Annotated in this window: 23 protein-coding genes, 1 pseudogene and 1 riboswitch; of the genes and pseudogenes, 12 read left to right on the top strand and 12 right to left on the bottom strand. The window is 68.3% G+C overall.

Features of this window, described 5'->3' with window-relative positions; translation table 11 throughout:
- The first annotated feature begins 12 nt into the window (after nucleotides 1-12).
- Nucleotides 13-591 carry a TetR/AcrR family transcriptional regulator gene (locus ACSZL9_RS08975; protein ID WP_446665150.1) on the top strand — a complete coding sequence of 193 codons (579 nt, stop codon included), beginning with the start codon at nucleotides 13-15 and terminating at the stop codon, nucleotides 589-591.
- Here ACSZL9_RS08975 and ACSZL9_RS08970 read toward each other — a convergent pair.
- Complete coding sequence (locus tag ACSZL9_RS08970; protein ID WP_446665149.1) at nucleotides 588-1,571, bottom strand: hypothetical protein; 984 nt, start codon at nucleotides 1,569-1,571, stop codon at nucleotides 588-590. The two genes, ACSZL9_RS08975 and ACSZL9_RS08970, sit on opposite strands and share 4 nt — an antisense overlap.
- Nucleotides 1,572-1,685: 114 nt before the next feature.
- On the opposite strand from ACSZL9_RS08970, the gene ACSZL9_RS08965 reads away from it, so the two are divergent.
- Both ACSZL9_RS08965 and ACSZL9_RS08960 read left to right on the top strand, forming a co-directional pair.
- Complete coding sequence (locus ACSZL9_RS08965; RefSeq protein WP_446665148.1) at nucleotides 1,686-2,000, top strand: GNAT family N-acetyltransferase; 315 nt, start codon at nucleotides 1,686-1,688, stop codon at nucleotides 1,998-2,000.
- A gap of 72 nt (nucleotides 2,001-2,072) precedes the next feature.
- Nucleotides 2,073-2,591 carry a ferritin gene (locus ACSZL9_RS08960; RefSeq protein ID WP_446665147.1) on the top strand — a complete coding sequence of 173 codons (519 nt, stop codon included), beginning with the start codon at nucleotides 2,073-2,075 and terminating at the stop codon, nucleotides 2,589-2,591.
- 30 nt (nucleotides 2,592-2,621) lie between these two features.
- Here ACSZL9_RS08960 and ACSZL9_RS08955 read toward each other — a convergent pair whose 3' ends face one another.
- The gene (locus ACSZL9_RS08955) at nucleotides 2,622-3,437 is read right to left on the bottom strand and encodes an alpha/beta fold hydrolase (protein ID WP_446665146.1); all 816 of its coding nucleotides are present in this window, start codon (nucleotides 3,435-3,437) and stop codon (nucleotides 2,622-2,624) included.
- A gap of 73 nt (nucleotides 3,438-3,510) precedes the next feature.
- Complete coding sequence (locus ACSZL9_RS08950; protein WP_446665145.1) at nucleotides 3,511-3,897, bottom strand: VOC family protein; 387 nt, start codon at nucleotides 3,895-3,897, stop codon at nucleotides 3,511-3,513.
- Nucleotides 3,898-4,009: 112 nt separating this feature from the next.
- Between ACSZL9_RS08950 and ACSZL9_RS08945 the strand changes: the two genes are divergently transcribed.
- The 3 genes from ACSZL9_RS08945 to ACSZL9_RS08935 all read left to right on the top strand — a co-directional run bounded on the left by ACSZL9_RS08945 (nucleotide 4,010) and on the right by ACSZL9_RS08935 (nucleotide 9,690).
- Complete coding sequence (locus ACSZL9_RS08945; protein WP_446665144.1) at nucleotides 4,010-4,618, top strand: hypothetical protein; 609 nt, start codon at nucleotides 4,010-4,012, stop codon at nucleotides 4,616-4,618.
- Entirely contained in the window at nucleotides 4,615-6,201 is a 1,587-nt protein-coding gene (locus tag ACSZL9_RS08940) for a DNA polymerase Y family protein (protein ID WP_446665143.1), read from the top strand. The genes ACSZL9_RS08945 and ACSZL9_RS08940 overlap by 4 nt, the downstream gene beginning before the upstream one ends.
- Nucleotides 6,202-6,276: 75 nt before the next feature.
- The gene (locus tag ACSZL9_RS08935; RefSeq protein ID WP_446665142.1) at nucleotides 6,277-9,690 is read left to right on the top strand and encodes an error-prone DNA polymerase; all 3,414 of its coding nucleotides are present in this window, start codon (nucleotides 6,277-6,279) and stop codon (nucleotides 9,688-9,690) included.
- 1 nt (nucleotide 9,691) lies between these two features.
- Here ACSZL9_RS08935 and ACSZL9_RS08930 read toward each other — a convergent pair whose 3' ends face one another.
- Nucleotides 9,692-10,417, bottom strand: coding sequence for a class I SAM-dependent methyltransferase (locus tag ACSZL9_RS08930; protein WP_446665141.1), 726 nt, complete (start codon nucleotides 10,415-10,417; stop codon nucleotides 9,692-9,694).
- An 81-nt stretch (nucleotides 10,418-10,498) separates the two neighbouring features.
- On the opposite strand from ACSZL9_RS08930, the gene ACSZL9_RS08925 reads away from it, so the two are divergent.
- Nucleotides 10,499-10,912: a VOC family protein gene (locus ACSZL9_RS08925; protein WP_446665140.1), complete on the top strand. Its 414-nt coding sequence runs from the start codon at nucleotides 10,499-10,501 to the stop codon at nucleotides 10,910-10,912.
- Here the strand turns inward: ACSZL9_RS08925 and ACSZL9_RS08920 are convergent.
- From ACSZL9_RS08920 to ACSZL9_RS08905, 4 genes and pseudogenes are all read right to left on the bottom strand, one after another.
- Nucleotides 10,909-11,280, bottom strand: coding sequence for a hypothetical protein (locus ACSZL9_RS08920; RefSeq protein WP_446665139.1), 372 nt, complete (start codon nucleotides 11,278-11,280; stop codon nucleotides 10,909-10,911). The two genes, ACSZL9_RS08925 and ACSZL9_RS08920, sit on opposite strands and share 4 nt — an antisense overlap.
- Before the next feature lie 46 nt (nucleotides 11,281-11,326).
- A pseudogene (locus ACSZL9_RS08915) lies at nucleotides 11,327-11,485 on the bottom strand (tetrahydrofolate dehydrogenase/cyclohydrolase catalytic domain-containing protein); the annotation flags it as partial.
- A 23-nt stretch (nucleotides 11,486-11,508) separates the two neighbouring features.
- Nucleotides 11,509-11,586, bottom strand: a riboswitch (ZMP/ZTP riboswitch).
- On the bottom strand, nucleotides 11,583-12,053 hold the full coding sequence (locus ACSZL9_RS08910; protein WP_446665138.1) for an HIT family protein: 471 nt from the start codon (nucleotides 12,051-12,053) through the stop codon (nucleotides 11,583-11,585). (Overlaps the previous riboswitch by 4 nt.)
- 87 nt (nucleotides 12,054-12,140) lie before the next feature.
- Nucleotides 12,141-13,184: a LacI family DNA-binding transcriptional regulator gene (locus ACSZL9_RS08905; RefSeq protein ID WP_446665137.1), complete on the bottom strand. Its 1,044-nt coding sequence runs from the start codon at nucleotides 13,182-13,184 to the stop codon at nucleotides 12,141-12,143.
- A 102-nt stretch (nucleotides 13,185-13,286) separates the two neighbouring features.
- Here ACSZL9_RS08905 and ACSZL9_RS08900 point away from each other — a divergent pair, with 102 nt between their 5' ends.
- Both ACSZL9_RS08900 and ACSZL9_RS08895 read left to right on the top strand, forming a co-directional pair.
- A complete protein-coding gene (locus ACSZL9_RS08900; protein ID WP_446665136.1) occupies nucleotides 13,287-14,582 on the top strand; it encodes an MFS transporter in 1,296 nt (431 codons plus the stop codon).
- 190 nt (nucleotides 14,583-14,772) lie between these two features.
- Nucleotides 14,773-15,204, top strand: a complete 432-nt coding sequence (locus tag ACSZL9_RS08895) for a helix-turn-helix domain-containing protein (RefSeq protein WP_446665135.1) — start codon at nucleotides 14,773-14,775, stop codon at nucleotides 15,202-15,204.
- A gap of 90 nt (nucleotides 15,205-15,294) precedes the next feature.
- On the opposite strand, the gene ACSZL9_RS08890 is transcribed toward ACSZL9_RS08895, so the two are convergent.
- Entirely contained in the window at nucleotides 15,295-15,885 is a 591-nt protein-coding gene (locus ACSZL9_RS08890) for a ClpP family protease (protein ID WP_446665134.1), read from the bottom strand.
- A complete protein-coding gene (locus ACSZL9_RS08885; protein WP_446665133.1) occupies nucleotides 15,882-16,502 on the bottom strand; it encodes a ClpP family protease in 621 nt (206 codons plus the stop codon). Before ACSZL9_RS08885 ends, ACSZL9_RS08890 begins: the two co-directional genes overlap by 4 nt.
- A 96-nt stretch (nucleotides 16,503-16,598) precedes the next feature.
- Between ACSZL9_RS08885 and ACSZL9_RS08880 the strand changes: the two genes are divergently transcribed.
- On the top strand, nucleotides 16,599-17,321 hold the full coding sequence (locus ACSZL9_RS08880; RefSeq protein ID WP_446665132.1) for a transporter substrate-binding domain-containing protein: 723 nt from the start codon (nucleotides 16,599-16,601) through the stop codon (nucleotides 17,319-17,321).
- Between the two features lie 18 nt (nucleotides 17,322-17,339).
- Nucleotides 17,340-19,319 carry a thioredoxin domain-containing protein gene (locus ACSZL9_RS08875; RefSeq protein ID WP_446665131.1) on the top strand — a complete coding sequence of 660 codons (1,980 nt, stop codon included), beginning with the start codon at nucleotides 17,340-17,342 and terminating at the stop codon, nucleotides 19,317-19,319.
- A 25-nt stretch (nucleotides 19,320-19,344) separates the two neighbouring features.
- Here the strand turns inward: ACSZL9_RS08875 and ACSZL9_RS08870 are convergent, their stop codons facing one another.
- A complete protein-coding gene (locus ACSZL9_RS08870; RefSeq protein WP_446665130.1) occupies nucleotides 19,345-20,262 on the bottom strand; it encodes an amidohydrolase family protein in 918 nt (305 codons plus the stop codon).
- A 49-nt stretch (nucleotides 20,263-20,311) separates the two neighbouring features.
- Between ACSZL9_RS08870 and ACSZL9_RS08865 the strand changes: the two genes are divergently transcribed.
- Complete coding sequence (locus ACSZL9_RS08865) at nucleotides 20,312-20,782, top strand: phosphoribosyltransferase (RefSeq protein WP_446665129.1); 471 nt, start codon at nucleotides 20,312-20,314, stop codon at nucleotides 20,780-20,782.
- 3 nt (nucleotides 20,783-20,785) lie between these two features.
- Here the strand turns inward: ACSZL9_RS08865 and lysX are convergent, their stop codons facing one another.
- Nucleotides 20,786-24,202 carry a bifunctional lysylphosphatidylglycerol synthetase/lysine--tRNA ligase LysX gene (gene lysX / locus ACSZL9_RS08860; RefSeq protein WP_446665128.1) on the bottom strand — a complete coding sequence of 1,139 codons (3,417 nt, stop codon included), beginning with the start codon at nucleotides 24,200-24,202 and terminating at the stop codon, nucleotides 20,786-20,788.
- Nucleotides 24,203-24,359 lie beyond the last annotated feature (157 nt).

Raw genomic sequence — 24,359 nt, 5'->3', positions numbered from 1 at the left:
TAGAATTCAGTCATGTCGGTACAAGAACGAAAGCAACGCGAGCGGGCCGATCGCGAGCGGCTGATCGTGGCAACGGCCCGCGAGATCGCCGAGAAGCAGGGCTGGGATGCCGTCACCACTCGGCGGCTCGCGGAGAGCATCGAATACAGCCAGCCCGTCCTCTACAGCCATTTCCGCGGCAAGCGCGAGATCGTCGGCGCTGTCGCCCTGGAAGGCGCCACCGAGATGGCCGCGGCATTGCGCGCCGCTGCCGCCCGCACGCGAAGCACGCGGACCCGGGTCACCGCCCTGGCACGCGCGTATCTGGATTTCGCCGAACAGAATCCAGCCGTGTATGACGCCATCTTCCAACTCGACGGCGGACTGGTGTTCGCGATGGAGGACACCCCGGAGCCGCTCAAGGACGCGTTCGCCGCATTGCTCGAGAGCCTCGGGCCGGTCGCGGGAGACGGTGTCCACCCCGATCTCTTCACCGAGGTCTTCTGGGCAGCACTGCACGGTATGGCGACGCTGACCCGGGCGGGACGGCTTCCCCCGGAAGATGCCGAGGCCCGCATCAGCCTGTTGGTGGAACGGCTCGGCGTGCTCTAGGACTGTCCTTCTGCCACTGACGTTTTCGAGGCGTCGTCATACCAGCGCAGCACCCGCAGCGCACGCAGGGTGTTCCACCGACTGGGCGCTCCGTCGCCTTCCTCCAGCTCGAAGTGGATCAGGCCAGGATGGGTGTTCTCCAGCGGCCAGCGACCATCGGACCGGCGCTTGGACCGCACATGCTCGACGGCCTCGGCCAGCCGCGGATCGGGGGTGCCGACGACCGCGCGGAAGTAGTCGAGACCGCGCAACACGTCGTAGTGCCACTGCGTCGGGAAGGAGAACTGCAACCAGTCCTGGTCGGCGACTGCACCGGTGCTCGCCCGCCGAAACAGGTTGCGCTGCAACAGATAACTCTCGCCTCGCTGCCGCGCGGCCGTCACGTCGAGGGCGCCACCGGCACGCTCGTAATCGAGCAAACCTTCCAGCGCGCAGATCGTCGTGTGGAACGACGACCGCGTCGAGCCTCGCTCCGCTTCGCAGTTCCAACCGCCATCATCGAGTTGCTCACCGAGCAAACGCTGCACGATCCCGCCGACGTCCTGACCGAAATAGGCACCGACCGACACCGTGCCACCGTTGATGCACGGCTCGACCTCACCGTCGAAGAAGGGCAGGTCGTCATACTCCCAGCGACAGTGCTCCCGCACACCCTCGACAGCCGCCGCAACGCGCGGATCTGCCGGGTCCACGCCGAACTCCCGCAGCAGCCGCAGCGTCGGCAACGTCGCCGTCCACGGTTGCCCGTCGGGGTCACCAATCGGTCCGTCCGGCGGCCGCCAGTCCCGACTCGGGAAGCACGCGCCACCCGCCCAGGCGCCGTCGGCATACAGCTCGAGAATGCGCCTGCCGTGCCCCGACGTGGCAACGCGCGCCCGCTGCGCAGCCACCTCGTCGCCGGGCGCGTCCGTCAGGTCACGCATCACCTGCCATCGGACCGACGGATCCCCCTCGAGCAGCCAACTGTTCACGTCACTCATCCGCGCCACCTCTCCCCGGTGTCGAACCGTGTCAACCGTGTCGACCCGTTTCACGCTATGTCCGAGCACTGACATCCACCCGACATCGCGGGCGATCGGGTCCAAGATGGAGATATGAGCGACGACATCACAGTGCAGAACGCTCCTGACAGGAGCCGCTACGAAGCACGCATCGGCGGGGTGCTCGCGGGCTTCTCGCAGTACCAGCTCGCGGACGACCGGATCACGTTCGTGCACACCGAGGTCGACACGAAATTCGAGGGCAAGGGAGTCGGCTCGGCGATCGCCCGCCACGCGCTCGACGACGTCCGCTCGCGGGGCGACCTCACCGTCGTTCCCAGCTGCCCCTTCATCGCGGCATGGCTCGACAAACACCCCGATTACCAGTCGCTGGTCCGGCAGGACGAGGGGTCCGCCAAATCGCAATGAGGTGAGGCAAACCCAAGTGTGGCAAGGCAAACATTGCTGGTGGCGACGCCGCTCGCGACATACGCTGACGGCATGAAGATGAGCGCCGCACTCGAGAAGAAGTTCAACGCCCAGATCACCCTGGAGTTCGAATCCTCGATGGTCTATCGCCAGCTGGCCATCGAGATGGAGAGCAAGGACCTGCCCGGCATCGCCGCCTGGCTGCGCCACCAGGCCGACGAAGAGGTCGTCCACGCCAACAAGTTCATCGACCACCTGACCGATCGCGCCAATCACCCGTCCATCGGCGCGATATCGGCACCCAAGGTGTCCGTGAAGTCGGTGCTGGACGTCTTCGAAGCCGCACTCGCGCACGAGCAGAAGGTCTCGGCCTCGATCCGTGACCTCTACTCCGCGACCGACAAGGCCGGCGATCTCGACTCGCGCCCGCTGCTGATGTGGTTCATCAGCGAGCAGGTCGAGGAGGAAGCAACGGTTGACGAGATCGTCGGTCGCATCAAGCTGATCAACGACGACGGTCCCGGCCTGCTCCGTCTCGACGCAGAGCTGGGCCAGCGCCCCGCCGCGACCACCGAGAACGCCGCCGGCTGACCCACCGACGGCATCGCATGCGAGGGCTGGTCACCGCACGTCGGTGACCAGCCCTCGCAGCGTCTCCAGCCACGCCTGCGGCTGGTCCAGATGCAAGTCGTGCCCGGCATCGGCGATCGTGGTGCACTCAACATGCGCTCCTGTACGGCGCATGCGTTCCACTTCCTCGGTCGGTATGACGCTGCGCTCGGCCACCACCAGATGTGTCGGGACCGTCACGGACTCCCACGCCCGCCACCGCGGCAGCACGTGCACCGCACGCAACGCCTCGACCAGCACGTCGGCATCCCAGCACGGCACCAGGCCGCCCGCGTCGAACTGCAGGCCGTCCGCCCACGCCTCCGCGGCCGCGGGACTTCCGGTGCTCCGGAAGAAGTCGATGAAGGCGTCGCGATCGGGGAAGGACGCCGGCCAGCTGCGCAGCCACTGCTCGACCGGTGCCGTCGCAGCATCGCCGCCACCACCCACGCCGGCTTCAACCATCACCAATTGGCCTACCAATTCAGGGTTTTCGGCTGCAACGAGCATCGCGGTGTGACCACCCATCGACTGCCCGACGAGCGTGACCGGGCCACCACCGAGCTGCCGGATCAACGCCACGACGTCGGCGACGTGCGCGGCCCGGGTGACGTCCTGCGGCATACGGGTGGAGTGGCCGTGGCCGCGCTGCTCGAGGGCTACGACGCGACGCGAACCACTGAGGGCCCGCATGGTGGCCGACCACTCCTGCGCGGTGCCGGCCAGCCCGTGCAGCAACACGACCGGGTGGTCACCGGTGCCGGCCTCGGCATACGCCAACTCGACCAGACCGCGCGAGAACGAGCGCCAGGCAGCAGAACCGATCACCCGAGCGATTATGGCTTCTCGCCGAGCGCGCGGACGCACCGCCCGGCGGCTGGACACCACCTCGGGCGCAGGATCAGGGGCACTGCTCGGCCAACACGCAGAACTCGTTGTCCTCGAGGTCGGTCAGCACCACCCAGGGCTGGTCACCCTGGCCGACGTCCGCACGGCGGGCACCCAACGCGAGCAGTCGCTCGACCTCGGCCCCCTGGTCACGGTCCGTCGGGTTCAGGTCGATGTGCAGCCGGTTCTTCACGACCTTGCCCTCCGGCACCTGCGCGAAGGTGAGCGTCGGCGGCACCGGGCCGAGACGCCGCCGACCCTCGGGCACGTCCGGCGAGCCGATGGTCACGATCTCGTCGTCCTCCTCCCGCACCTCGTAGCCGAGCACCTCGCACCAGAAGCCGGCCAGCGCCCGCCGGTCCGCGCAGTCGATCGCGAGCTCGGTGAATTTGCTGGCCATCGTGTCCTCCGCAGTCGGTGTCACACCCGACGGCAACCATCGTCATCGGGGTTCACAGTGTGACGCATCCCGCGATTGACTTTCATCGAACATTTGTTCGATCATAGATCGCATGACCGCCACCACCGCGACCCGGGTCGCCGAGTTGCACGAGCTGCTGCAGCGCCACGAGCAGACTCCTGCTGCGGGCAGCGTGCCAGTGCACCCCGCCCTGGCCGGGTTGTTCCCGCGCGGGCTGCGCGCCGGTGCGGCATACACCTTGCGCGGCTCGATGAGCGCGGCGCTGGCGTTGCTCGCCGGACCCTCGATGGCGGGCTCGTGGTGCGGTGTCGTCGGTGTGCCCGATCTGGGCATCGAGGCCGCGGCCGAGTGGGGCGTCTGGCTCGAGCGACTGGCGCTGGTCCCCCATGTCCCTGCCGGCGACTGGACCTCGGTGGTGGCCGCGCTCGTCGAGGTGAGTGCGCTGGTCGTCGCGGCGCCGCCGGAGCGCATTTCGCCCGGTGAGGTGTCCCGTCTGCTCGCCAGGCTGCGGACCAGCGGCAGCACCCTGGTGGTGCTGGGCGACTGGCCGCGCGCCGCCGCCGCGCTCACCGGTCGGGTCGTGCGGTGGGAGGGGTTGTATCACGGGCACGGCCACCTGTCCGCCGGCACCCTGCGGCTCGAAGCGACCGAGCGCGCCCACACCCGGCATGTCGACCTCGAGATCCCGGTCCGGCCATGATCAGCAGCTCCCCCGTCCGCGTGATGCTGGTCTGGTGCCCTGGCTGGTCGGTGCTCGCGGCACGGCTCACCCAGGGCATCACCGCCGATCAGGCACTTGCCCTGGCCGACCGCGGGACGGTCGTCGCGTGCTCCCCCGCGGCCAAGCTGGAGGGTGTCACCGCCGGGCTGCGCATCCGACAGGCGCAGCACCGCTGTCCCGACCTGATCGTGCTGCCGCACGACCTCGTCGCCGAGGCGCGGGCCTTCGAGCCGATGCTGCACGCCGTCGAGGAGAAGATCCCCGACGTGCACGTCGTCCGCCCCGGTGTGGCTGCGGTGCGCGCGCAAGGAGCCGGCCGATTCTACGGCGGTGAACACGCTGCTGCGAGCGCCCTCTTCACCCATCTGCGCGACTTCACCGAGCACGAGCTGCGGCTGCCGGTCGACCTGCGCGTCGCCGTCGCCGACGGGCTCTTCACCGCCGAGCAGGCGGCATACACCAGCTCGAGCGTTGCGCCCATCCACATCGTTCCGGCGGGCGGCTCGGCCGACTTCCTGGCCGGCCTCCCGGTCGCGGTCGCGTGCGACAAGAAGCTGGACAATCTGTTGCAGCGCATGGGGATTCGCACTCTCGGCGACCTCATGCAGCTTCCCCGTGATCAGGTGCACGCCCGCTTCGGCGCCGCCGGGCTGCGTGCCCACCAACTCGCCGGCGGCGAGGACACCCCGATCCTGAGCCCTCGCACGGTGCCACCGGAGTTGGGCATGCGGGTGCTCTTCGATCCGGCCACCGATCTGGTGGAGCAGATCATCGCGCGCTGCGAGCCGGCCGCCGCGGATTTCACTCAGCTGCTCACCCGAGCTTCGTTGATCTGCACCGAGATCCGGGTCACCGTGCAGCTCGAGCCCGACACGCTCTTCGAGCGGCTCTGGCGGCACCCGTGGCAGTTCGGCAGCTCGGAGGTCCTCGACCGGATCCGTTGGCAGCTGGAGGATCTCGCCGCCGAGGCAACCACCGTCGACGACGACTCACTGGGTGCCTCGGTGCTGTCCGTGCAGGTCCTCCCCGAGTCGGTCGACAACGCCGAGCACCACGCGCAGGGGTTGTGGGGTGACCGCCCGGACGAGAAGGTCGAGCACGCCCTGACCACCCTGCAGCACCGGCTCGGGCATGACGCCGTCCTCACCAGCACCGTCTCCGGCGGGCGCCTGCTGCACGAGCGACGTGTCCTGCGACCGTGGGGCGACGCACTGCCGACCGTGCGCGAACGCCGCCTCGAGCAGCCCTGGCCGGGCACGGTGCCCGGCCCTTCTCCGGCCACCGTCTTCAGCAGTGCACGTCAGGTGCAGGTCTGCACCGACGTCGGTGAGCCGATCACCGTCGACGCCCGCGGCGGGGTCAGCGGAGAGCCGGCGTGGTTGCGCCTTCCCGGCAACACCGCCAGGCGGGTCGCACAGTGGGCCGGGCCGTGGCCGATCCAGCAACGCTGGTGGCGCAAGGGCAAGCGCCTCAACCGTTTCCAGCTGGTCGACAACCAGTCGTCCGCGTGGCTGTTGCTCGCCGAGGGCGACACCTGGTTCATCGAGGCGCGTTATGACTGACAACCCAAGCTGGTCGAGTAGGCGGAGCGCTAGCGGAGCCGTATCGAGACCCTTGAGCTTGCGTGGTGATCGTTAATGGGGTGGAGCAACCCCGCCATACCGTGGTCGCAGCTGGAGCAGGCGTTGTCCCGCGGCATCCGCCCGGAGGAGCGGACCGTGCGCGGCCGGCCCGCGGACGGCGGCGACGGGCCGGTCTTCTCCCGCAAGCGCAAGCCGTTCCGGCCCTCGGAGCTCGACGCGCCCACCGCGCCCGTCGTGCCGTATGCCGAGCTGCACGCGCACTCCCACTACAGCTTCCTCGACGGTGCCGCGGCGCCCGAGGATCTGGTCACCGAGGCGGCCCGGCAGCGTCTCCACGGCCTCGCCATCACCGACCACGACGGCCTCTACGGCATCGTGCGTTTCGCCGAGGCTGCCGAAAGCTATGGTTTACAAACGGTTTTCGGTGCCGAGCTGTCGCTCGGGCTGACCGCTCCGCAGAACGGCGTGCCCGACCCCGAGGGCAACCACCTGCTGGTGCTCGCGCGCGGCGCCGAGGGCTACCGCCGGCTGGCGAAGGCCATCACCGACGGCCAGCTCGCCGACGCCGCGGAGAAGGGCAAGCCGCTCTACGACCTGCTGGCGCTCGCCGAGGAGTCCGCCGGGCAGTGGGTGGTGCTGACCGGGTGCCGCAAGGGCAGCGTGCCGAGCGCCCTCGCGCGCCAGGGCCACGACGCCGCGGTCTCCGAATTGCGCTCTCTCCAGGAACTTTTCGGCAAGGACAACGTCCTCGTCGAGTTGACCGACCACGGCAATCCGGCAGACAGCGACACCTGCGACCGGCTCGCCGAGGTGGCGACGGTAGGTGGTGCACTGACCGTCGCGACCAATGCGGTGCACTACGCCGAGCCCGATCAATACCCGCTCGCCACAGCGCTTTCCGCGGTTCGCTCACGTCGCAGTCTGGAGGAGCTGGACAGCTGGCTGCCGGTGCACGGCGCGGCATACGTGCGCAGTGGTGCGGAGATGGCCCGGCGTATGCGTCGCTTCCCGGGCGCGGTCGAGCGGACCGTCGAGATCGCCGACGATCTGGCGTTCAGCCTGCGCGCGGCGTCGCCACGTCTCCCCCGTCAGGAGGTGCCTGCCGGGCACACCCCGATGAGTTGGCTGCGCGAGCTGACCATGCGAGGTGCCGCGGAGCGCTATCCACGGGACAACCACGCGGCATACGCACGCATCGAGCGCGAGCTGAACACCATTGAGAAAAAAGACTTTCCGGGCTATTTCTTGATCGTGCACGAGATCGTGCAGTTCGCCCGATCGCGCGGCATCCTGTGCCAGGGGCGTGGCTCGGCCGCGGCCTCCGCGGTCTGTTACGTCCTCGGCATCACGGTGATCGACCCGATCTTCTACGAGCTGCCGTTCGAGCGGTTCCTGTCCGAGCTGCGCGAGGAAGCACCGGACATCGACGTCGACTTCGACTCCGGCCGACGCGAGGAGGTCATCCAGCACGTCTACGAGCGCTACGGCCGGCGCAATGCTGCGCAGGTCGCCAACGTCGTGACCTATCGCCCGAAGAACGCCGTGCGCGACATGGCCAAGGCTCTCGGCGCGAGTCAGGGTCAACAGGATGCGTGGTCGCGGCAGGTCGAGCGGTGGGGTGCGGAGATCTCCAGCGCCGACCACGACATACCTGCGCCGGTAATCGAGCTGGCCAAGCAGGTTTTGACCTATCCGCGGCACCTCGGCATCCACTCCGGCGGCATGGTGCTCACTGATCGGCCGGTCAGCGAGGTGTGCCCGATCGAGCATGCGCGGATGACCGATCGCACTGTCCTGCAATGGGACAAGGACGATTGCGCGTGGATGGGGCTGGTGAAGTTCGACCTCCTCGGCCTCGGCATGCTGGCCGCACTGCAGCACACCTTCGACCTGGTCGAGCGCCATACCGGCGAGCAGTGGCGCATCGAGACGTTGCCGCGCAACGAGCCGGGCGTCTACGACATGTTGTGCCGTGCCGACTCGATCGGTGTCTTCCAGGTCGAGAGCCGCGCGCAGATGGGCACCCTGCCCCGGCTGAAGCCGCGGTCGTTCTACGACCTCGCGGTCGAGATCGGGCTGATCCGCCCCGGCCCGATCCAGGGCGGCGCGGTGCACCCCTACATCCGGCGGCGCACCGGCAAGGAGCCGGTCACCTACTCGCACCCGTTGCTGGAGCCGGTGCTCGAGCGCACACTCGGCGTGCCGCTCTTCCAGGAGCAGCTGATGCAGATGGCGATCGCCGTCGGCGACTGCACTCCCGCCGACGCGGACCTGCTGCGGCGGGCAATGGGGTCCAAGCGCGGGGTCGAGCGCATCGACTCCCTGCGCACCAAGCTGTATGACGGGATGGCCCGCAACGGCATACCGCCGGAGACTGCGGAGGAGATCTACACCAAGATCGAGGCGTTCGCCAACTTCGGTTTCGCCGAGTCGCACGCGCTGAGTTTCGCGGTGCTGGTCTATGCCAGCTCATGGCTCAAATTGCATTACCCCGCAGCGTTTTTGGCCGGTCTGCTGCGCTCCCAGCCAATGGGTTTCTACTCGCCGCAGACGCTCACCGGCGATGCGCGGCGGCACGGTGTCGAGGTGTTGTCACCGGACCTGTCGCGCTCCAGCGTGCACGCCGACCTGGAGCCGGACTCCCCCGACGCGCTCGACCATCGCGGCGGCGACGACGACTGCCTGCGCGACCACACCCAGGAGGAGATCGGTGACTTCGACACCGACGCCGCGCCCGACTGGCGGCAGCACCGGCGCGACTGGCACTTCGCGGTGCGGCTCGGGCTGGCCGACATCACCGCGCTCGGTGAGAAGGCCGCCGAGCGCATCGTGCGGACTCGTGATCTCGACGGTCCGTTCACCGATCTAGCTGATCTCGCACGGCGTGCTGACCTGAACACCGAGCAGATGGAGGCTCTTTCGCTCTCCGGGGCGCTCGACAGACTGACCGGCTCACGCCGGGATGCGTTGTGGCGCTCGGCCGAGGCGGCGTCGATCCGTGGCGACCAGTTGCCGGTGCGCGTGCCCTACCAACCGCCGCTGTTGCCGGAGCTGTCGATCGGCGAGTTGCTGATGCACGACCTGCAGGCCACCGGGATCAGCCCGGGCGACCACCCGATCCGGCACGTCCGCGCCGACCTGGATGCGCGCGGTGTGCTGCCGATCGAGCAGTTGCAAGGTTTCCAGACCGGCCGCCGAGTGCACGTCGGTGGCGTGATCACCCACCGGCAGCGACCCGCGACGGCCGGCGGCATCACCTTCGTCAATGTCGAGGACGAGACCGGCATCCTGAATGTCATTGTGTCCAAAGGGGTGTGGCACCGTTACCGGCGCATCGCGAGGTCGTCGCCCGCCATGGTGGTGCGCGGCATCCTCGAGCGGTCCGAGGACGGCGTCACCAACCTGCTCGCGGATCGCCTGGAGCACCTCACGATCCACGTGCGCAGCAAGTCCCGCGACTTCCAATGACTCACCGACGCCGTGCGAGGAAGACCCATTCCCTGCCCGGACGGTCCGGTGCATCACGCACCTCAGCGACCTCGAAGCCGTGCTGCTCCAGGTCGGCGACGATTTCGTCATACTCACGAAAACGTAGTGTCGACACCGATTTCAGCGTCTCGCCGGCAAGTTCGAGGGTCGACTCGAAGGTCACCAGTGGCAACTGGATCTCGGTCACGGTCATCGAGTCCGTCCCTCGGCGCCCGTCCGGCAGCACCACCTCGGTCGGCGGTGTCGTCCATGTCTCCCAGGCCCGCATCTCCGGCCGGCGCGTCTCGAAGACGAGCCATCCTCCGTCCCGCAGCACCTCGTGTATGGCGCCCAGGGTCGCCGCCCAGTCCGCGTCGTCCACGAAGACCTGCGCGACATTGCCGGTCATCACCGCCAGGTCGGCATCACTCACCCGGCCGGCCAGTGCGGTCGCGTCACCCTTCACCCAGGTCACTCGGTCGGCATACGGCTTGCCACGTGCGACATCGAGCGACGCGACCGCCGGATCTACGCCGGTGACCTCGAGCCCGCGCTCCGCGAGCAGCACTGCGAGACAACCGGTTCCGCAGCCGACGTCGACGATCTTGTGCACGTCCAGCTCGTCGAACATCGCCGCGTAGACATCCAGGTCACTGCGGTCGTCATCGAAGTGGTCGTAGAGGACGGCGAGTCGCGGGTCGGCAAAGCCGGCATCGGGTGGGCGCATGTCTCGAACGTATGGCGAGCAACCGGACGACCGCATCCGATTTCCGGCCGGCGCAACGCACCTCCGCACTAGTCTGAGGAGATGCTGACGGCCGTGCACACGCTGATCTACTCGTCCGACCCACCGGCGACCCGCGCCTTCTTCCGCGACGTGTTGCAGTGGCCGTTCGTCAGCGACGCCGATTCCAGCGATGCCGGGGCCGACCCCGGCGACGCCACGAGTTGGCTCATCTTCGGCACCGGACCCAGCGAACTCGGTGTCCATCCGTTGATGCCGAGCCATGGCGCCGGCGCGCCACAGCACGTGATGAGTCTGGTCTGCGACGACGTCGAGGCGACGGCGCGCGAGCTCACCGAGCGCGGGGCGCACCTGCGAGGTGTGCCGGAGGATCGCGGCTACGGGATCGCGATCGACGTCGAGGTGCCCGGCACGAACGACATCCAGGTCTACGAACCCCGCCACACGGTGGCCTACCAGCTGCCGGCCAAGTCTTAGGAGACGCGCTGCTCCGCCGCAGTCGCCGTCTGCTCCATCAGCACCGCGATGGTCATCGGCCCGACACCGCCCGGCACCGGCGTGATGTATGACGCTCGCGACGCAGCCACCGAGAACTCAACGTCTCCAACGTTCCCCGGGTTGTAGCCCGCGTCCACGACCACGATGTCTGCCTCGGCGACCTGAGCGGCCAGGTCGCCGGTGCGCGAGTGGCAGAAGGTCACCGTGGCGTCCCGCGCCAGCAGCAACAGGCCGACCGGCTTGCCGAGGATCGCGCTGCGCCCGACGACGCACACCCGCTTGCCGGCGATCGGTAGGTCGTAGGCGTCGAGCAGCCGGACGATGCCTTCCGGTGTGCACCTGGACACGCCGCGACTCCAGCCCGAGCTGGCCGGCGCGGCGTTGCTTCATCCGGACGTAGGTGTGCGACGCGGGATCGTCACCGATCAGCACCGTGGCGAGGCATGGTGATCGTCCCTGTGTCGCAGCGAAATTCGCGGCACGTTCCGCGACGTCGGCGAAGATCTTCCGGGACACGGCGGTGCGGTCCAGGGTCTGTGCAGTGGTGGCCATCGGCAGACTCCTCTTCCGATCAGGAGTCGTACCCAAGCGGGCGATACGACGAACTCACACTCCCCGGTGCTGCCCCACCTTCGCCAGTCGTGTGCGCTCAGTCCAGCGATGCGCGCAGCCGGTCAGCGAAGTCGGCACGTGCTCCGGCGTCAACGTAACGCGCCCCGCGATGCCGCACGTAGAGATCGTCCCCGTCATACCTCGGGAGGACATGCACGTGCAGGTGCCAGACATCCTGGTCGCCGGCCGGCTCATTGTGCTGGCGAGTCGAAACTCCCTGACATCCATACGTTTCCCGCATCGCAATCGCGACATCCCGGGTCAGGTCCATCAGTGCATGACCGACCTCGACGGGCAGCTCGTAGAGGTTCTCCACATGCTCGTTCGGTATGACGAGCGCCCCACCGTCGTTCTCCGGCCACCATTTCGGCGCGATCCGGGCGAAGACCAGCTCGCGGCGCACGATGAGATCCGTCGCCGCGTTGCGGTCGTCCCACTCCCCGCGCAGGAACGCGCAGAACGGGCAGCGATAGCCGGCGGGTTCGTGTCGCCACAAGGAAGTGTCCATCGACGGTGAATCTACCCACTGACGCATCTGCCATCGACTGACGCATTTGCAAATGCGTCAGTCGATGCCACATGCGTCAGTCGGCGATCAGGCCCCAGGAACCGGACCGGTGGTGTCACCCTCACGCAGCGTCACCGGCACGACGACATCCGACACGGATTCACCGGCGAGCAGCGCACGCACCGCATCACCGACAGCGCGGCCCTTGTCGATCGGGTGCTGGTCGATCGTGGTCAGCGTCCGCGGGAACCACGGCAACGAGACACCGTCATACCCGGTCACCGACAGGTCCTCCGGCACACGCAGCCCGCGATCCACCGCTGCCTGCACAGCCCCCGCGGCCAGCAGGTCGCTCTGCGCGATGATCGCGGTCGGACGCGGCGACGCGCCCAGCAACAGACCGGCGGCGGCATACCCGGAGTCGAAGTCCGGCTCCTGCGCCTCGATCAGCGGTGCCGTCCGGAAGACGTCACGCACCCCGATCGCCCGCTCGCGCGTGTCCGGGAAGCGACTGGCCCGCACCTGGGTGATCGTGCGTCGCCCCGTCGAGCCGCCCCAGGCCAGCGGCATCATCACGTGTCCGACCCGTCGATGCCCAAGATCGTGCAGCAGCTGCGCGACGCTGCGTGACGCCGCTCGCTCGTCAGCGGTCACCTGCACGTCGGCGCCCCGCGGCGCGCCCGTGCCCACGACCGGCACCCCGCGACTGGCGAATTGTGTTGCCAGCACGTTGTTCTCGTCACCGCACAGCATGAATACCGCAGCATCCGCTGCCACGCGCGACACTTGGGGTCCGCTGTCGCCATACCCCTCTGCGGTGTCGGGCAACAGGAGCAAACCGCAGCCCAGCTCGCCGACGACTTGCGACAACCCGTCGAGGACCGACACGACATACGGGTCCCGGAAGGCGTGCAGGATGCGACGCTCCACCACGGCGGCGATCACTCCGCTGCGCCCGTGCCGCAGCGACGAAGCCATCGGGTCCGGACCGCCGTAGCCGAGCTCAGCAGCCGCTGCCTGGACCCGCTCGGCCGTCTCGGCGGCCACCGGCTTGTTGCCGCTGAAGACCAGCGATGCCGTCGATGTCGCGACGCCCGCGCGCTCGGCCACGTCGCGCAACGTCACGCGCATCCTGAGCCGCTTCCGGCTTGACCTCCGACCGACATGGGAGCAGACTATCGAATCGATTCGATCGAATCGATTCGACGCCATCCCAGCTCCGGAAGAGACACCATGACGATGACCGATCGGGCAGCGGTTTCCTCGCCCGCCCGGCCGGACCCTGCCCAGATCCGCAGGGCCATCACCGCGGTCACGGTGATGTTCGCGCTGAACGGCGCCGCCTTCGCGACCTTCGCCGCCCGACTGCCGGACATCAAGTCACTGCTGCACCTCTCCGCTGCCGGCCTCGGACTCTTCCTCATCTCCGGGTCGATCGGCAGTGTCCTCGGCCTGCCGATGTCGGGGTGGATCGTCGGTCGGCTCGGCGCCCGTCGCACAGTGCGCCTGGGGTCGTTGCTGACCGCGACGGCATACATCTGCACAGCCATCGCCGTCGGCACGCACCACCACTGGACCGCGGTCGCATTCCTGATGATCGCCGGCTGGGGCATCGGTGTCTGGGACGTCGTGATGAACCTCGAGGGCGCGATCGCCGAGCGCCATCTGGGGCGCTCGATCATGCCCCGCTTCCACGCGATGTTCAGCGGCGGCACCGTGCTGGCCGCGCTCATCGGTGCCGCAGTCACTGCCGCTCGAGTCCCCGTCTGGCTCCACGTCGGCGTGATGATGTGCCTCATCGCGGGCATCGGCATGTGGGCATCCGGCAACTTCCAGACCGTGCCTCGCCTCGCCGATGACACTCCGAAAACTCCCACCCCGGAACGGGTTTCGACTCGCAATGCCTGGCTCGATCCCCGCGTGTTGCTCATCGGCGTCGTCACCCTCGTCGCCGCATTCACCGAGGGCACTGCGAACGACTGGATGTCCCTGGCATTCGTCGAGGGTCACCACGTGCCGAAGTGGGCAGGCGTGCTCGCGTTCGCCGTCTTCCTGTCCTGTATGACAGCCGGGCGTCTCGTCGGCACGAAGCTGCTCGACCGGTTCGGTCGGGTGCCGGTGCTCCGCGTCTGCTTCAGTCTCGCGATCATCGGCAGTCTCGTTGTCGTCTTCGGCCCGACTGCTGTGGCCTACGTCGGCATCGTCATCTGGGGCCTCGGCGTCTCGCTCGGGTTCCCGGTCGGGATGAGCGCCGCCGCCGACGACCCGGCACAGGCGAACGCGCGGATCTCGGTCATCAGCACCATCGCCTACACCGCGTTCCTCGCCGGCCCACCACTGCTCGGGCTGCTCGGCGAGCACGTCGGCGTGCTGCACGCAATGCTCGCCGTCGGCGCGGCTGCGATGGTGGCACTCGCACTCGTCCCCTCGGTCCGCGAGCCGGAGCGCCCGCAGGTCGCCGAGCGCCGCACGCCGGACTGCGCCGTCTCGGACCCTGCTGTCCTCCCGCCCGGCGCCTACCCCGAGTGAGCGTGTGAGCGCCGCTGACCGACCAGTGCTCGCCGAGTGACGGTCCGCCCGTCGAGTGACGGTCCCATTTCGCCGTCTCTCGGCGAGGAAGCCGTCATTGGCCGATGGGTGGGCTGGGTCTTGTCCGCGGGCTTCTGCCCTGAGCAGAAAACGGTATGCCGCGAGCGCGTCGCGGGCCTACCGTCGACGTATGGGTGACGTGCGACAGCTGCGACAGCAAACCACCGACACATCCGCGACGACCGCAATCCGACCGCCCGGACAGACGCCGGTCGAGCCGCTCTGGCGGGACGTCCTCGGCGGGCAATTGCGCCGGGTCCGGCTGCACCGCCGCCGCACCATCACCGAGACAGCACAGCGCGCCGGGATCTCCGCGCAATACCTCTCTGAGGTCGAGCGCGGTCGCAAGGATCCTTCGTCGGAGATCGTCGCGGCGATCGCAGGAGCGCTCGACTGCACGCTTGCCGAGGTCACCGACCTGACGGTCCGCGAGTTGCTGCGCATGACCGCGCTCGACCGCGCACAGCAGGTGATCGAGCTGCGCAGCGTCGGCTCGACCCGATCGGCAACGACCTCCAGTGCCACGACTTCCATGCGCGGCCCCGTCGCACTTGCTGCCTAGCCACCCCACGAAGTTCTCCGCTCGTACCTCGCTCCGATACTTCGCGGGACTCCCAACTTTCGCTCACCGGGGCACGTCGTGTGGAGCAGCTCAGGACCGGTAGTCCATCACCTCGTCGGCCAGCCCGTAGTCGACCGCTGCCTGCGGGGTGAAGATCCGGTCGCGATCGGTGTCCTTGCGCAGCACGTCGATCGGCTGGCCGGTGTGGTGCGCCAGCACTTCCTCCGCCTCCGAGCGCAACCGGATGACCTCGTCCGCAGCCAGGATGATGTCCGGTATGGCGCCCCGGCCGCTCCCGGACGGCTGGTGCAGCAGGACTCTGGAGTGCGGCAGCACGCTGCGCCGGCCCGGCGCACCTGCCGCGAGCAGGATCGCCGCCGTCGAGCACGCCTGACCGACACAAGTCGTCGCGACCGGGGATCGGACGAACCGCATGGCGTCATACACGGCGAACGTTGCGGTCAGCGATCCGCCGGGCGAGTTGATGTAGAGGTTGATCTCCTGGTCGGGGTTGGTCGACTCCAGGTGCAGGATCTGCGCGATGAGCGCGTTGGACACTCCGTCGTCGATCTCGGTGCCGAGATAGACGATGCGTTCGGAAAGCAAGTGGCTGTAAACATCCATCACCCGGTCGCCCCGCGGCGACGGCGCGATCACGTTGGGGATCGTGTAAGAACTCATTTCTCCGAACCTCCCAGTCCCACAGGTGTTTTCCGCGGTTTGACGTGGTTCATGTCAGTGATGACCTCGTCGATGAACCCATAGGCGACCGCCTGCTCAGCGGTGTACCACCGGTCGCGCAGCGAGTCCTCGAAGATGCGCGGGAGCGGCTGGCCGGTGAGTTCGGCGGTGATGCCGAGCACGGTGTCGCGTGTCTGTCGCAGGTCGTCGGCCTGCAACTCGATGTCGACTGCGGTGCCGCCGAAACCGGCACTGCCCTGGTGCATCAGGATCTTGGAGTGCGGGAGCGCGAAGCGCTTGCCCTTCTCCCCCGCCGTCAGGATGAATTGTCCTGCGCTGCAGGCCAATCCGAGCGCGAGGGTCGACACGTCGTTCGGGATCGCCCGCATGACGTCCATGATCGCGAGCATCGCCGGCACGGAGCCGCCCGGAGAGTTGATCCAGAAGCTGATGTCGGCCCGCGGGTCGGCGGCCGAGAGCAGGTAGAGCTGCGAGATGAGCCGGGTGCCGATCTCGTCGTCGAGCGCGGTGTCCAGGACGATCACCCGCTGGTCGAGCAACTGCTCCGCAACCTGCTTGCCGAGTGGATGTGGTGGTCTGACTTCTTCATCGGACATGCTGCAAGCATCCGTGAAACCCGTTGCCACCTACTAGGTTTCGCTGCTGTCAGCAGCGGCTCGCCGCGACGCCACCAGCGCCTCTACGATCGGTGCATGACCTCGACGACCGACCAAGTCCGCGCAGATCTGGCCCCGGGCGGGACACTGCGCGCGTCCATCAACCTCGGCAACGCGGTGCTCGCGAACGGCACGAGCGATGCGCCCGGCGGCATCACCGTCGACCTCTCCCGCGAGATCGCCGACCGACTGGGCGTCGAGGTGCACTTCACCTGTTTCGACGCCGCCCGCAAGTCCTTCGCCGAACTCACCGAGGGACACGCCACGCTCGCGTTCCTCGCGGACGAGCCCGCCCGCGCCGAGGCGGTCCGCTTCACGGCGCCATACGTCCTGATCGACGGGGTGTATGCCGTGCCCGATAACTCGCCACACAGCACACCCGCCGACATCGACCAGCCCGGCGTCCGGATCGGAGTGAAGGAGGGCTCGGCATACGACCTCTTCCTCACCCGCACGCTCGAGCACGCGACGATCGTCCGCGGAGTCGACGGCACAACGGTTTTCGCCGAGCAGTCGCTCGACGTGGCCGCCGGCATCCGCGAGCCGGTCACTGCGTATGTCGCCGCCCACTCCGGACTCCGCGTCATCGACGAGCCGTTCATGCAGATCAGCCAGGCGATGGCGACGCGGCCGACGGTTCATCCGGACACGATCGCCTGGCTCAACCAACTGCTCGACGAGTTGCTCTCCAGCGGCTTCGTGGCCGATGCGCTGCGCCGCTCCGGGCAGTCCGAGGGCCTGGCCGCACTCCGCCGTTGAAGGTGACAGGCTGGGCACATGGCCAACCGACTCGCGGACTCCCTCAGCCCCTACCTCCGCCAGCACGCCGACAACCCCGTCGACTGGCAGGAGTGGGGACCCGACGCACTGCGTGAGGCGATCGAGCGCGACGTGCCGATCCTGTTGTCGGTCGGGTATGCCGCCTGTCACTGGTGCCACGTGATGGCGCACGAGTCGTTCGAGGACTCGCAGGTGGCGGAAGCGATCAACACGTCCTTCGTCGCGATCAAGGTGGACCGCGAGGAGCGGCCGGACATCGACGCGGCATACATGACGGCCACGACGGCGATGACCGGCAGCGGTGGCTGGCCGATGACGTGCCTGCTGACGCCGGAGGGCGAGCCGTTCTTCGCCGGCACCTACCTGCCGAAACCACAGTTCCTGCAGCTACTTTCGGCCGCAACTCATGCCTGGCAGACCCAGCGCGACGAGGTCAGGGCTTCGGGCAGCAACGTGGCGACCCAGCTCGCTGCAGCCGCGGAGCGCAGCGCACCGGCAGCGTTCACCGCCGACCTCACCGCGGCCGCCGTCGACGCACTCGCCCACTCCTACGACCAGACCTATGGCGGCTTCGGTGGCGCACCGAAGTTCCCGCCGTCGATGGTGCTGGAGTTCCTCCTGCGGCATCACGCCCGGACCGGTCAGCAGACCGCACTACAGATGGCTGAGCACACCTGCGAGGCCATGGCCCGCGGCGGCATCTACGACCAGCTCGCCGGAGGGTTCGCCCGCTACAGCGTGGACGCCACCTGGACCGTGCCGCACTTCGAGAAGATGCTCTATGACAACGCCCAACTGCTGCGTGTCTACGCGCATCTGTGGCGAGCGTCGCGGAGTCCACTTGCTGCCCGGATCGCCGTGGAGACAGCACAATTCGTGATCCGCGATCTCGGCACCGCGGAAGGCGGTTTCGCCAGCGCACTCGATGCGGACACGGCCGGCACCGAGGGTGCGACCTACGTCTGGTCCCCCACCGAGCTGCAGGACGTGCTCGGTGCCACCGAGGGCACCCGTGCCGCCGACCTGTTGGGTGTCACTGCGGACGGCACCTTCGAGCACGGCACCTCAACCCTGCAGCTGGCGCAGGACCCCGAGGACGAGGCCTGGTGGCAGTCGACCCGCGCGACACTGCTCGCGCATCGCGCGCAGCGGCCGCAGCCGGACCGCGATGCCAAGGTCGTCACGTCCTGGAACGGCCTGGCCATCAGCGCACTCGCGGAGGCAGCGATGATCCTGCACGAGTCCGAATGGCTCGACGCGGCAACGCGAGCCGCGGACTTCATCCTGGACCGGCACCTCGTCGACGGCCGGCTGCGCCGCACCTCGCTGGACGGGCGGGTCAGTGCGGCACTGGGTGTGGCCGACGACTACGGCAACTTCGCCGAGGCCCTGCTCGTGCTCCACCAGGCGACCGGTGAGGAGCGCTTCCTGACCTCGGCGCGCGAGTTGCTGACCGACGCGCAGCGGCTCTTCGCCGACGATTCGGGTGGTTTCCGCGATGCCGCCTCGGACGGCGAGCAGCTCTTCTTCACACCGCGTGGGTCCGGCGACAACGCGGAGCCGTGCGGCACGTCGAGTCTGGCCGGAGCGCTTCTCCTACTGAGCGCGCTGACCGGGGACACAGCAGCCCGCGAACGCTCCGAGCGCGGGCTGTCGGTCATGGCTCAGATCGCCTCGCAGGCACCGCGATTCGCCGGTTGGGCACTCGCCGTCGCAGAGTCCGCGTTGGCCGGCCCCGTGCAGGTCGCGGTCGCCGGCGAGGGACGTGCGGCACGCGGGCTGGTCACGTCGGCCTGGGAAGCACCGACCGCAGGTGCCGTGATCGTGCACGGCCTCCCGGACCGACCGGGCAGCCCGCTGTTGGCGGACCGGCCGCTGGTCGACGGACGACCCGCGGCATACGTCTGTCACGGGTTCGTCTGCCAGGCACCGGTGACCGACCGCGACCAGCTCCTCGCTGAGCTGCAGAGCCACTGATCGATCTCGATACGCTCCTTCGTCGCTACTCAATCAGCATGAGCCGGGCACCGTTGTGCCACAACACATCCCGCATCCAGTCGTCGCCCAGGTCCAGCCGCGCCAGGGCGGCCAACTGGTGCGCGTAGGGATAGGGGATGTTCGGGTAGTCCGAGCCGAGCACCACACGCTCACGCAACTCGCCGAGCCGCGCGACGTAATCGCCCGGTAGCGGTGCGAAACGCTCCGTGTAGTCCGTCGCCACCATCGTCGTGTCCAGGTGCACGTGCTCGTAGCGCTCCACGAGGTCGGCGAACTCGTGATACTCCGGCATGCCCGCATGCGCGACGACGAGGGTCAACTCGGGGTGCTTGGCCAGCACGCGAGCGACACGCTCAGATCCGGTGAATTCGCCTGGCAACGGGGCAGATCCAGCATGTATGACGACAGGCACGCCCGCCGCCTCCAGCTGCTCCCAGCCGGGCTCCAGCAACTCGTCGTCCGGAGCGAAGGCACCGACCTGCACGTGCATCTTGAACAAGCGGGCACCCGACGCGAGGGCGTCCGCGACATACGAAGCGACGTCCGGCTCCGGATAGAGCGTGGCGCAGTGGATGCTGTCCGGCACGCGGCGGGCGAATTCGGTGTTCCACTCGTTCAGCCAGCGCGCCATCCCCGGCTTGTGCGGATAGGTCAGCGCCGGGATCGCCCGCACCCCGAAGCCGCGTAGCACCGCGATGCGCGTCGCCTCGTCGAAGCGGTAGGTGATCGGCCACGGTGCGCCGTAGTGCTCCTCGGCGCCGTCGAAGTAGGCCCACACCTTCCGCAGCATCGGCTCCGGCAGGAAGTGCACGTGCACGTCGGCAAGCCCGGGGATCCCCAGTGCGTGCACATAATCCGGGATGTCTGCGTCGCTCTCCGGCCCGGGCGTCGTCATCGCTGCCTGTTGCTCGCGGTCCACCATGTCGCCACCTTAACGAGACGGATCCGGCGGCTTGGAGTTCAATGGGGCCATGACTCAGCAGCGCGAGGTGCTCACCTGGGACCTGTTCGGCAGGGCGAGCCGCGAGCTCGCCCAGACGATCCACGACGACGGCTACCGGCCCGACCTGATCATCTCCATCGCACGCGGCGGTCTCATCCCGGCGGGCGCGATCAGTTACGCACTCGGCATGAAGAACGTGCACGTGCTCAACGTGGAGTTCTACACCGGCGTCGACGAGCGCCTGCCCATGCCGGTGATGCTGCCGCCCGTCCCGCAGCCGGTCGACCTGTCCGGCGCCACCGTGCTCATCCTCGACGACGTCGCGGACACCGGCGGCACGCTCAACCTGGTGCGCGAGTTCTGCGAAGGCCACGTCAAGGAGACCCGTTCAGCGGTCATCTACGAGAAGTCGCGGTCGGTCGTGAAGTGCGAATACGTCTGGAAACGCACGGATCTGTGGATCGACTTCCCCTGGTCGAGTCTGCCGGAGATCCGCTGAGGGTCAGGCCTGCGGGCGCACGAAGGGGAACGCGAGCGTGGCCTTGATGTTCTGTCCGGTCAGCATCATCACGATCCGGTCCACTCCGAGCCCCAGGCCGCCGGTCGGCGGCATACCCAGCTCCAGGCCCGCGAGGAACGCCTCGTCGACCTGCATGGCCTCCACGTCGCCGGCGGCCGCGGCCAGCGATTGCGCGGTGAAGCGCTGCCGCTGATCGATCGGATCGGTGAGTTCGCTGTAGGCCGTGCCCAATTCGGTGCCATAGGCGACCAGGTCCCACTGCTCGGTCAGCCGCGGGTCGTCGCGGTGCCGCCGAGCGAGCGGCGAGACCTCGACGGGGAAGTCACAGTAGAAGGTCGGGTATGTCGTCTGCTTCTCGACCAGTGCTTCGTAGAGCTCCATGACGAGGTGTCCGGCCGTCTGCTCGGCACGGACCGTGATGTCGTGGGCCCGGCAGACCGCTGCCACCGCGTCCCGGTCCGAGTCCGACGTCAGCGGCACACCGGCCGCTCGCGACACCGCGTCGTGCACGGTCACCTCGGGCCACGGCCTGGTCAGGTCGATCTGGTCATACCCACCGGATGTGTTGGGGCGCAACGCGATCGGCCGCCCGTGCACAGCGGTTGCGACGTCGATCAACACCTGCCGGGTCAGCTCACGCATCGAGACGTAGTCGGCATACGCCGCGTAGGCCTCCAGCGAGGTGAACTCGGGGTTGTGCGTGGCGTCCGCGCCCTCGTTGCGGAAGTTGCGGCCGATCTCGAAGATGCGCTGCATCCCGCCGACCGCCAGCCGCTTGAGATAGAGCTCCGGCGCGATCCGCAGGTAGAGGCCCATGTTGTAGGCGTTGATGTGTGTCGCGAACGGTCGCGCGGCTGCGCCGCCGTGGACCGGCTGCAGCATGGGTGTCTCGACCTCCAGGAAGCCGGCTGCCTGGAAGGAGTCCCGCAGTGCTCGTATGGCGGCCGACCGCTGGACGAGCAGTTCGCGCGCATCCCGGTCCAGCAGGAGCGCGAGCGACCGGTTGCGGACCCGCGTCTCCTCGGCCGGCAGCACCCCGGGGCCGGGGATCGGCCGCAGGCACTTGGCGGCCATCTGCCAGGAGTGCAGGAGGACCGATAGCTCTCCGTTGCGCGACGTGGCGACGGGACCGGTCACGCTGACCAGGTCCCCAAGGTCGACCGTGCTGCGCCACAGTGACCGTGCGTCGGCGGGTGACTCACTCGCGGTGACCATCACCTGCAGAGCTTCGTGGCCGTCCTCCAGCACGGCGAAGCAGACGCCGCCGAGGTCGCGCAGCGCCCGCACTCGGCCGGCGATCGACACCTCGTCGCCGGTGACCTGTCCCGCGGGCACGTCTGCGTACCGGCGCCGGATGTCGTAGACGCGGCCGGTCCGGGCGACCGCGACCGGATAGCCGCTGACGCCCGCCTCGTCCAGCACCTCGAGCTTGTCTCGGCGCACGCGCTGCTGCTCCGACAGGTGCACCGGCGGCGGAGCCGGCAACAGCAACGCGGACTCCTGCTCGCGCACCCGGTCCACGAACCACGGCTCCGGTCGCGGTGGCTGCACGTCCGACGGTCGAGGTCCGGTCAGCACGCGCGGGCCGATCATCGGGACGAAGCCCTCAGCGATGCCCATGGCCAGCCCGGCGCGCGGCACGGTCAGCGCCGGGTCGTAGCAAAGCAGTCGCGGCACCCACGTCGGCTTGTACTTGTCGTTGGAGCGATAAAGCGTCTCGAGCTGGAAGAAGCGCGAGGCGAAGGACAACGCCGCGTCGTTGAACCGGGTGATCGGGCCGGCGCCCACCTGGTCCGCGCTGCTGAACACCTCTCGGAAGACCGCGAAATTCAACGAGATCCGTCGTATGCCGTGCTCGGGCGCTGCCTCGATCAGCTCCGACACCAGGTATTCGTTCAGGCCGTTCTCGGCGTCCCGGTCGCGCCGCATCAGGTCCAGGGACGCTCCGCGCACGCCCCACGGGACGAACGACAGGAACCCACGGATCACGCCGTGTGCATCGTGGGCGGTGATGATGACGCATCGCCCGTCGGCAGGATCTCCGAGCCGGTTCAGCGCCATCGAGAAGCCGCGCTCGGTCTCCTCCCCACGCCACTCCTCGGCGAGTATGCCGATCCGGCGCAGCTCCTCTGCTGACAGCTCGCTGTGCCGTCGCACCTGGGTGGTGTAGCCCGCTCGGCGGAGCCGGGTGACCGCCTGCCGGACCGGACGCATCGACCGACCGCGCAGCGAGAATGTCTCGACGTCGATGATCGCTTCATCGCCGAGCGCGAACGCCTTCAGGCCGGCTTCGACATACTCGTGCGACCCGCGCTCGGAGCTGGACAGCACGGCGGGATAGAGCCCGTGCTCGCGACACTGGGCGAGCCATGCTTGGATCGCGGGCTGCCACGACGCCCCTCGGCCGATCGGGTCCGCGCTGGCAACGCTCACACTGCCTTCGTTGCGGTAGGTCACACAGGCCTGACCGTCGGGTGCGAACACCACGCTCTTGTCTCGCCGGGTCGCGAAGTATCCCAGCGAGTCGTTCTCGCCGTGCAGCAGCAGCAGTCGCCGTATGGCGAGCTCCTCGTCCGCGGACTGGAACTGGCTGCCCCGGCCCGATCGCACGAAGACCAGGCTCGCCAGCAGCAACGCGACGGTGGACATGATCCCGGCGAGTCCGTAGACCCAGGCGTGCCCGGCATGTCCGTGCAGTCCGGGCGTGGACTCGTCCGAGATCAGGCCGAAGGTGGAGCGGAACGCGAACCGCGCGACCTCCCCCGTGCCGCGCAGCGTGTTGTCCGCTGTCGCCGACACCGCGAAGGTGACCAGAAAGGACACCAGCAACCCCAGCACCAGCACCACCGCGGCAGCCAGTCTGCTGCCGGGTGCCAGGCGCGCAGGGAAGTTCGACCGGCTGGCCGCGACCACCACCAGCACGCCGAGGCCCACCACGAAAGAGACTGCGGTGACCGGCACGCTGGTCACGAACGAGTGATAGTCACGGTCGAAGCCCGACAGCCGCGAATCCTGCAGCCAGTCCTGATGGAACACCGAGCCCAGCAGGAGCACCAGACTGCTCAGCACGCTGAGGAACATCAGTGCCACGACGACGGTGTGCCCGAAGCGTTGTCGGCGGCGGACAGCGCCGGCGAGCACGAAGAGTAGGCAGACGATGAAGAGGCTCGGCTCGGCCGGCACATTCACCAGGCCGAGAACGTCCTCGATGATCGAGACGACGCGATTGTCGTGCAGTGCAACGCCGAGCAGCGACACCACGGCCGCGACCATGAAGGTCCGCCCGATCCATCGCGCGACATGCTCCCGCCACGGCACCGCCGACCCGGAGCGTTGCACGGGCCCGCCGTACGGATTGAAGGAGCCGCGCAGAACCTTCGGCAATCTCACGGCGTCCACGCACACTCCCTCGCCGGCATTCAATTCGGCCGCGGCGGGCCATGGCATCGGCATACTACGACACCACAAAGAAAAGTGGCCCCGCCTGACACAGGCGGGGCCACTTTCAATGATTGTTCGGCGGTGTCCTACTCTCCCACACCCTACCGAGTGCAGT

The sequence above is a fragment of the Flexivirga sp. B27 genome (assembly GCF_052905685.1).
This window is presented reverse-complemented; position numbering and strand designations above follow the sequence as displayed.

What these genes read in the sequence shown, in the direction of transcription:
- ACSZL9_RS08870 (WP_446665130.1), bottom strand. Translation starts at nt 20,262, where the DNA reads ATGGTGGACCGCGAGCAACAGGCAGCGATGACGACGCCCGGGCCGGAG.
- ACSZL9_RS08960 (WP_446665147.1), top strand. Translation starts at nt 2,073, where the DNA reads ATGAAGATGAGCGCCGCACTCGAGAAGAAGTTCAACGCCCAGATCACC.
- ACSZL9_RS08900 (WP_446665136.1), top strand. Translation starts at nt 13,287, where the DNA reads ATGACGATGACCGATCGGGCAGCGGTTTCCTCGCCCGCCCGGCCGGAC.
- ACSZL9_RS08865 (WP_446665129.1), top strand. Translation starts at nt 20,312, where the DNA reads ATGACTCAGCAGCGCGAGGTGCTCACCTGGGACCTGTTCGGCAGGGCG.
- ACSZL9_RS08880 (WP_446665132.1), top strand. Translation starts at nt 16,599, where the DNA reads ATGACCTCGACGACCGACCAAGTCCGCGCAGATCTGGCCCCGGGCGGG.
- ACSZL9_RS08925 (WP_446665140.1), top strand. Translation starts at nt 10,499, where the DNA reads ATGCTGACGGCCGTGCACACGCTGATCTACTCGTCCGACCCACCGGCG.
- ACSZL9_RS08875 (WP_446665131.1), top strand. Translation starts at nt 17,340, where the DNA reads ATGGCCAACCGACTCGCGGACTCCCTCAGCCCCTACCTCCGCCAGCAC.
- ACSZL9_RS08905 (WP_446665137.1), bottom strand. Translation starts at nt 13,184, where the DNA reads ATGCGCGTGACGTTGCGCGACGTGGCCGAGCGCGCGGGCGTCGCGACA.
- ACSZL9_RS08940 (WP_446665143.1), top strand. Translation starts at nt 4,615, where the DNA reads ATGATCAGCAGCTCCCCCGTCCGCGTGATGCTGGTCTGGTGCCCTGGC.
- ACSZL9_RS08950 (WP_446665145.1), bottom strand. Translation starts at nt 3,897, where the DNA reads ATGGCCAGCAAATTCACCGAGCTCGCGATCGACTGCGCGGACCGGCGG.
- ACSZL9_RS08935 (WP_446665142.1), top strand. Translation starts at nt 6,277, where the DNA reads ATGGGGTGGAGCAACCCCGCCATACCGTGGTCGCAGCTGGAGCAGGCG.
- ACSZL9_RS08965 (WP_446665148.1), top strand. Translation starts at nt 1,686, where the DNA reads ATGAGCGACGACATCACAGTGCAGAACGCTCCTGACAGGAGCCGCTAC.
- ACSZL9_RS08970 (WP_446665149.1), bottom strand. Translation starts at nt 1,571, where the DNA reads ATGAGTGACGTGAACAGTTGGCTGCTCGAGGGGGATCCGTCGGTCCGA.
- ACSZL9_RS08895 (WP_446665135.1), top strand. Translation starts at nt 14,773, where the DNA reads ATGGGTGACGTGCGACAGCTGCGACAGCAAACCACCGACACATCCGCG.
- ACSZL9_RS08930 (WP_446665141.1), bottom strand. Translation starts at nt 10,417, where the DNA reads ATGCGCCCACCCGATGCCGGCTTTGCCGACCCGCGACTCGCCGTCCTC.
- ACSZL9_RS08890 (WP_446665134.1), bottom strand. Translation starts at nt 15,885, where the DNA reads ATGAGTTCTTACACGATCCCCAACGTGATCGCGCCGTCGCCGCGGGGC.
- ACSZL9_RS08945 (WP_446665144.1), top strand. Translation starts at nt 4,010, where the DNA reads ATGACCGCCACCACCGCGACCCGGGTCGCCGAGTTGCACGAGCTGCTG.
- ACSZL9_RS08885 (WP_446665133.1), bottom strand. Translation starts at nt 16,502, where the DNA reads ATGTCCGATGAAGAAGTCAGACCACCACATCCACTCGGCAAGCAGGTT.
- ACSZL9_RS08910 (WP_446665138.1), bottom strand. Translation starts at nt 12,053, where the DNA reads ATGGACACTTCCTTGTGGCGACACGAACCCGCCGGCTATCGCTGCCCG.
- ACSZL9_RS08975 (WP_446665150.1), top strand. Translation starts at nt 13, where the DNA reads ATGTCGGTACAAGAACGAAAGCAACGCGAGCGGGCCGATCGCGAGCGG.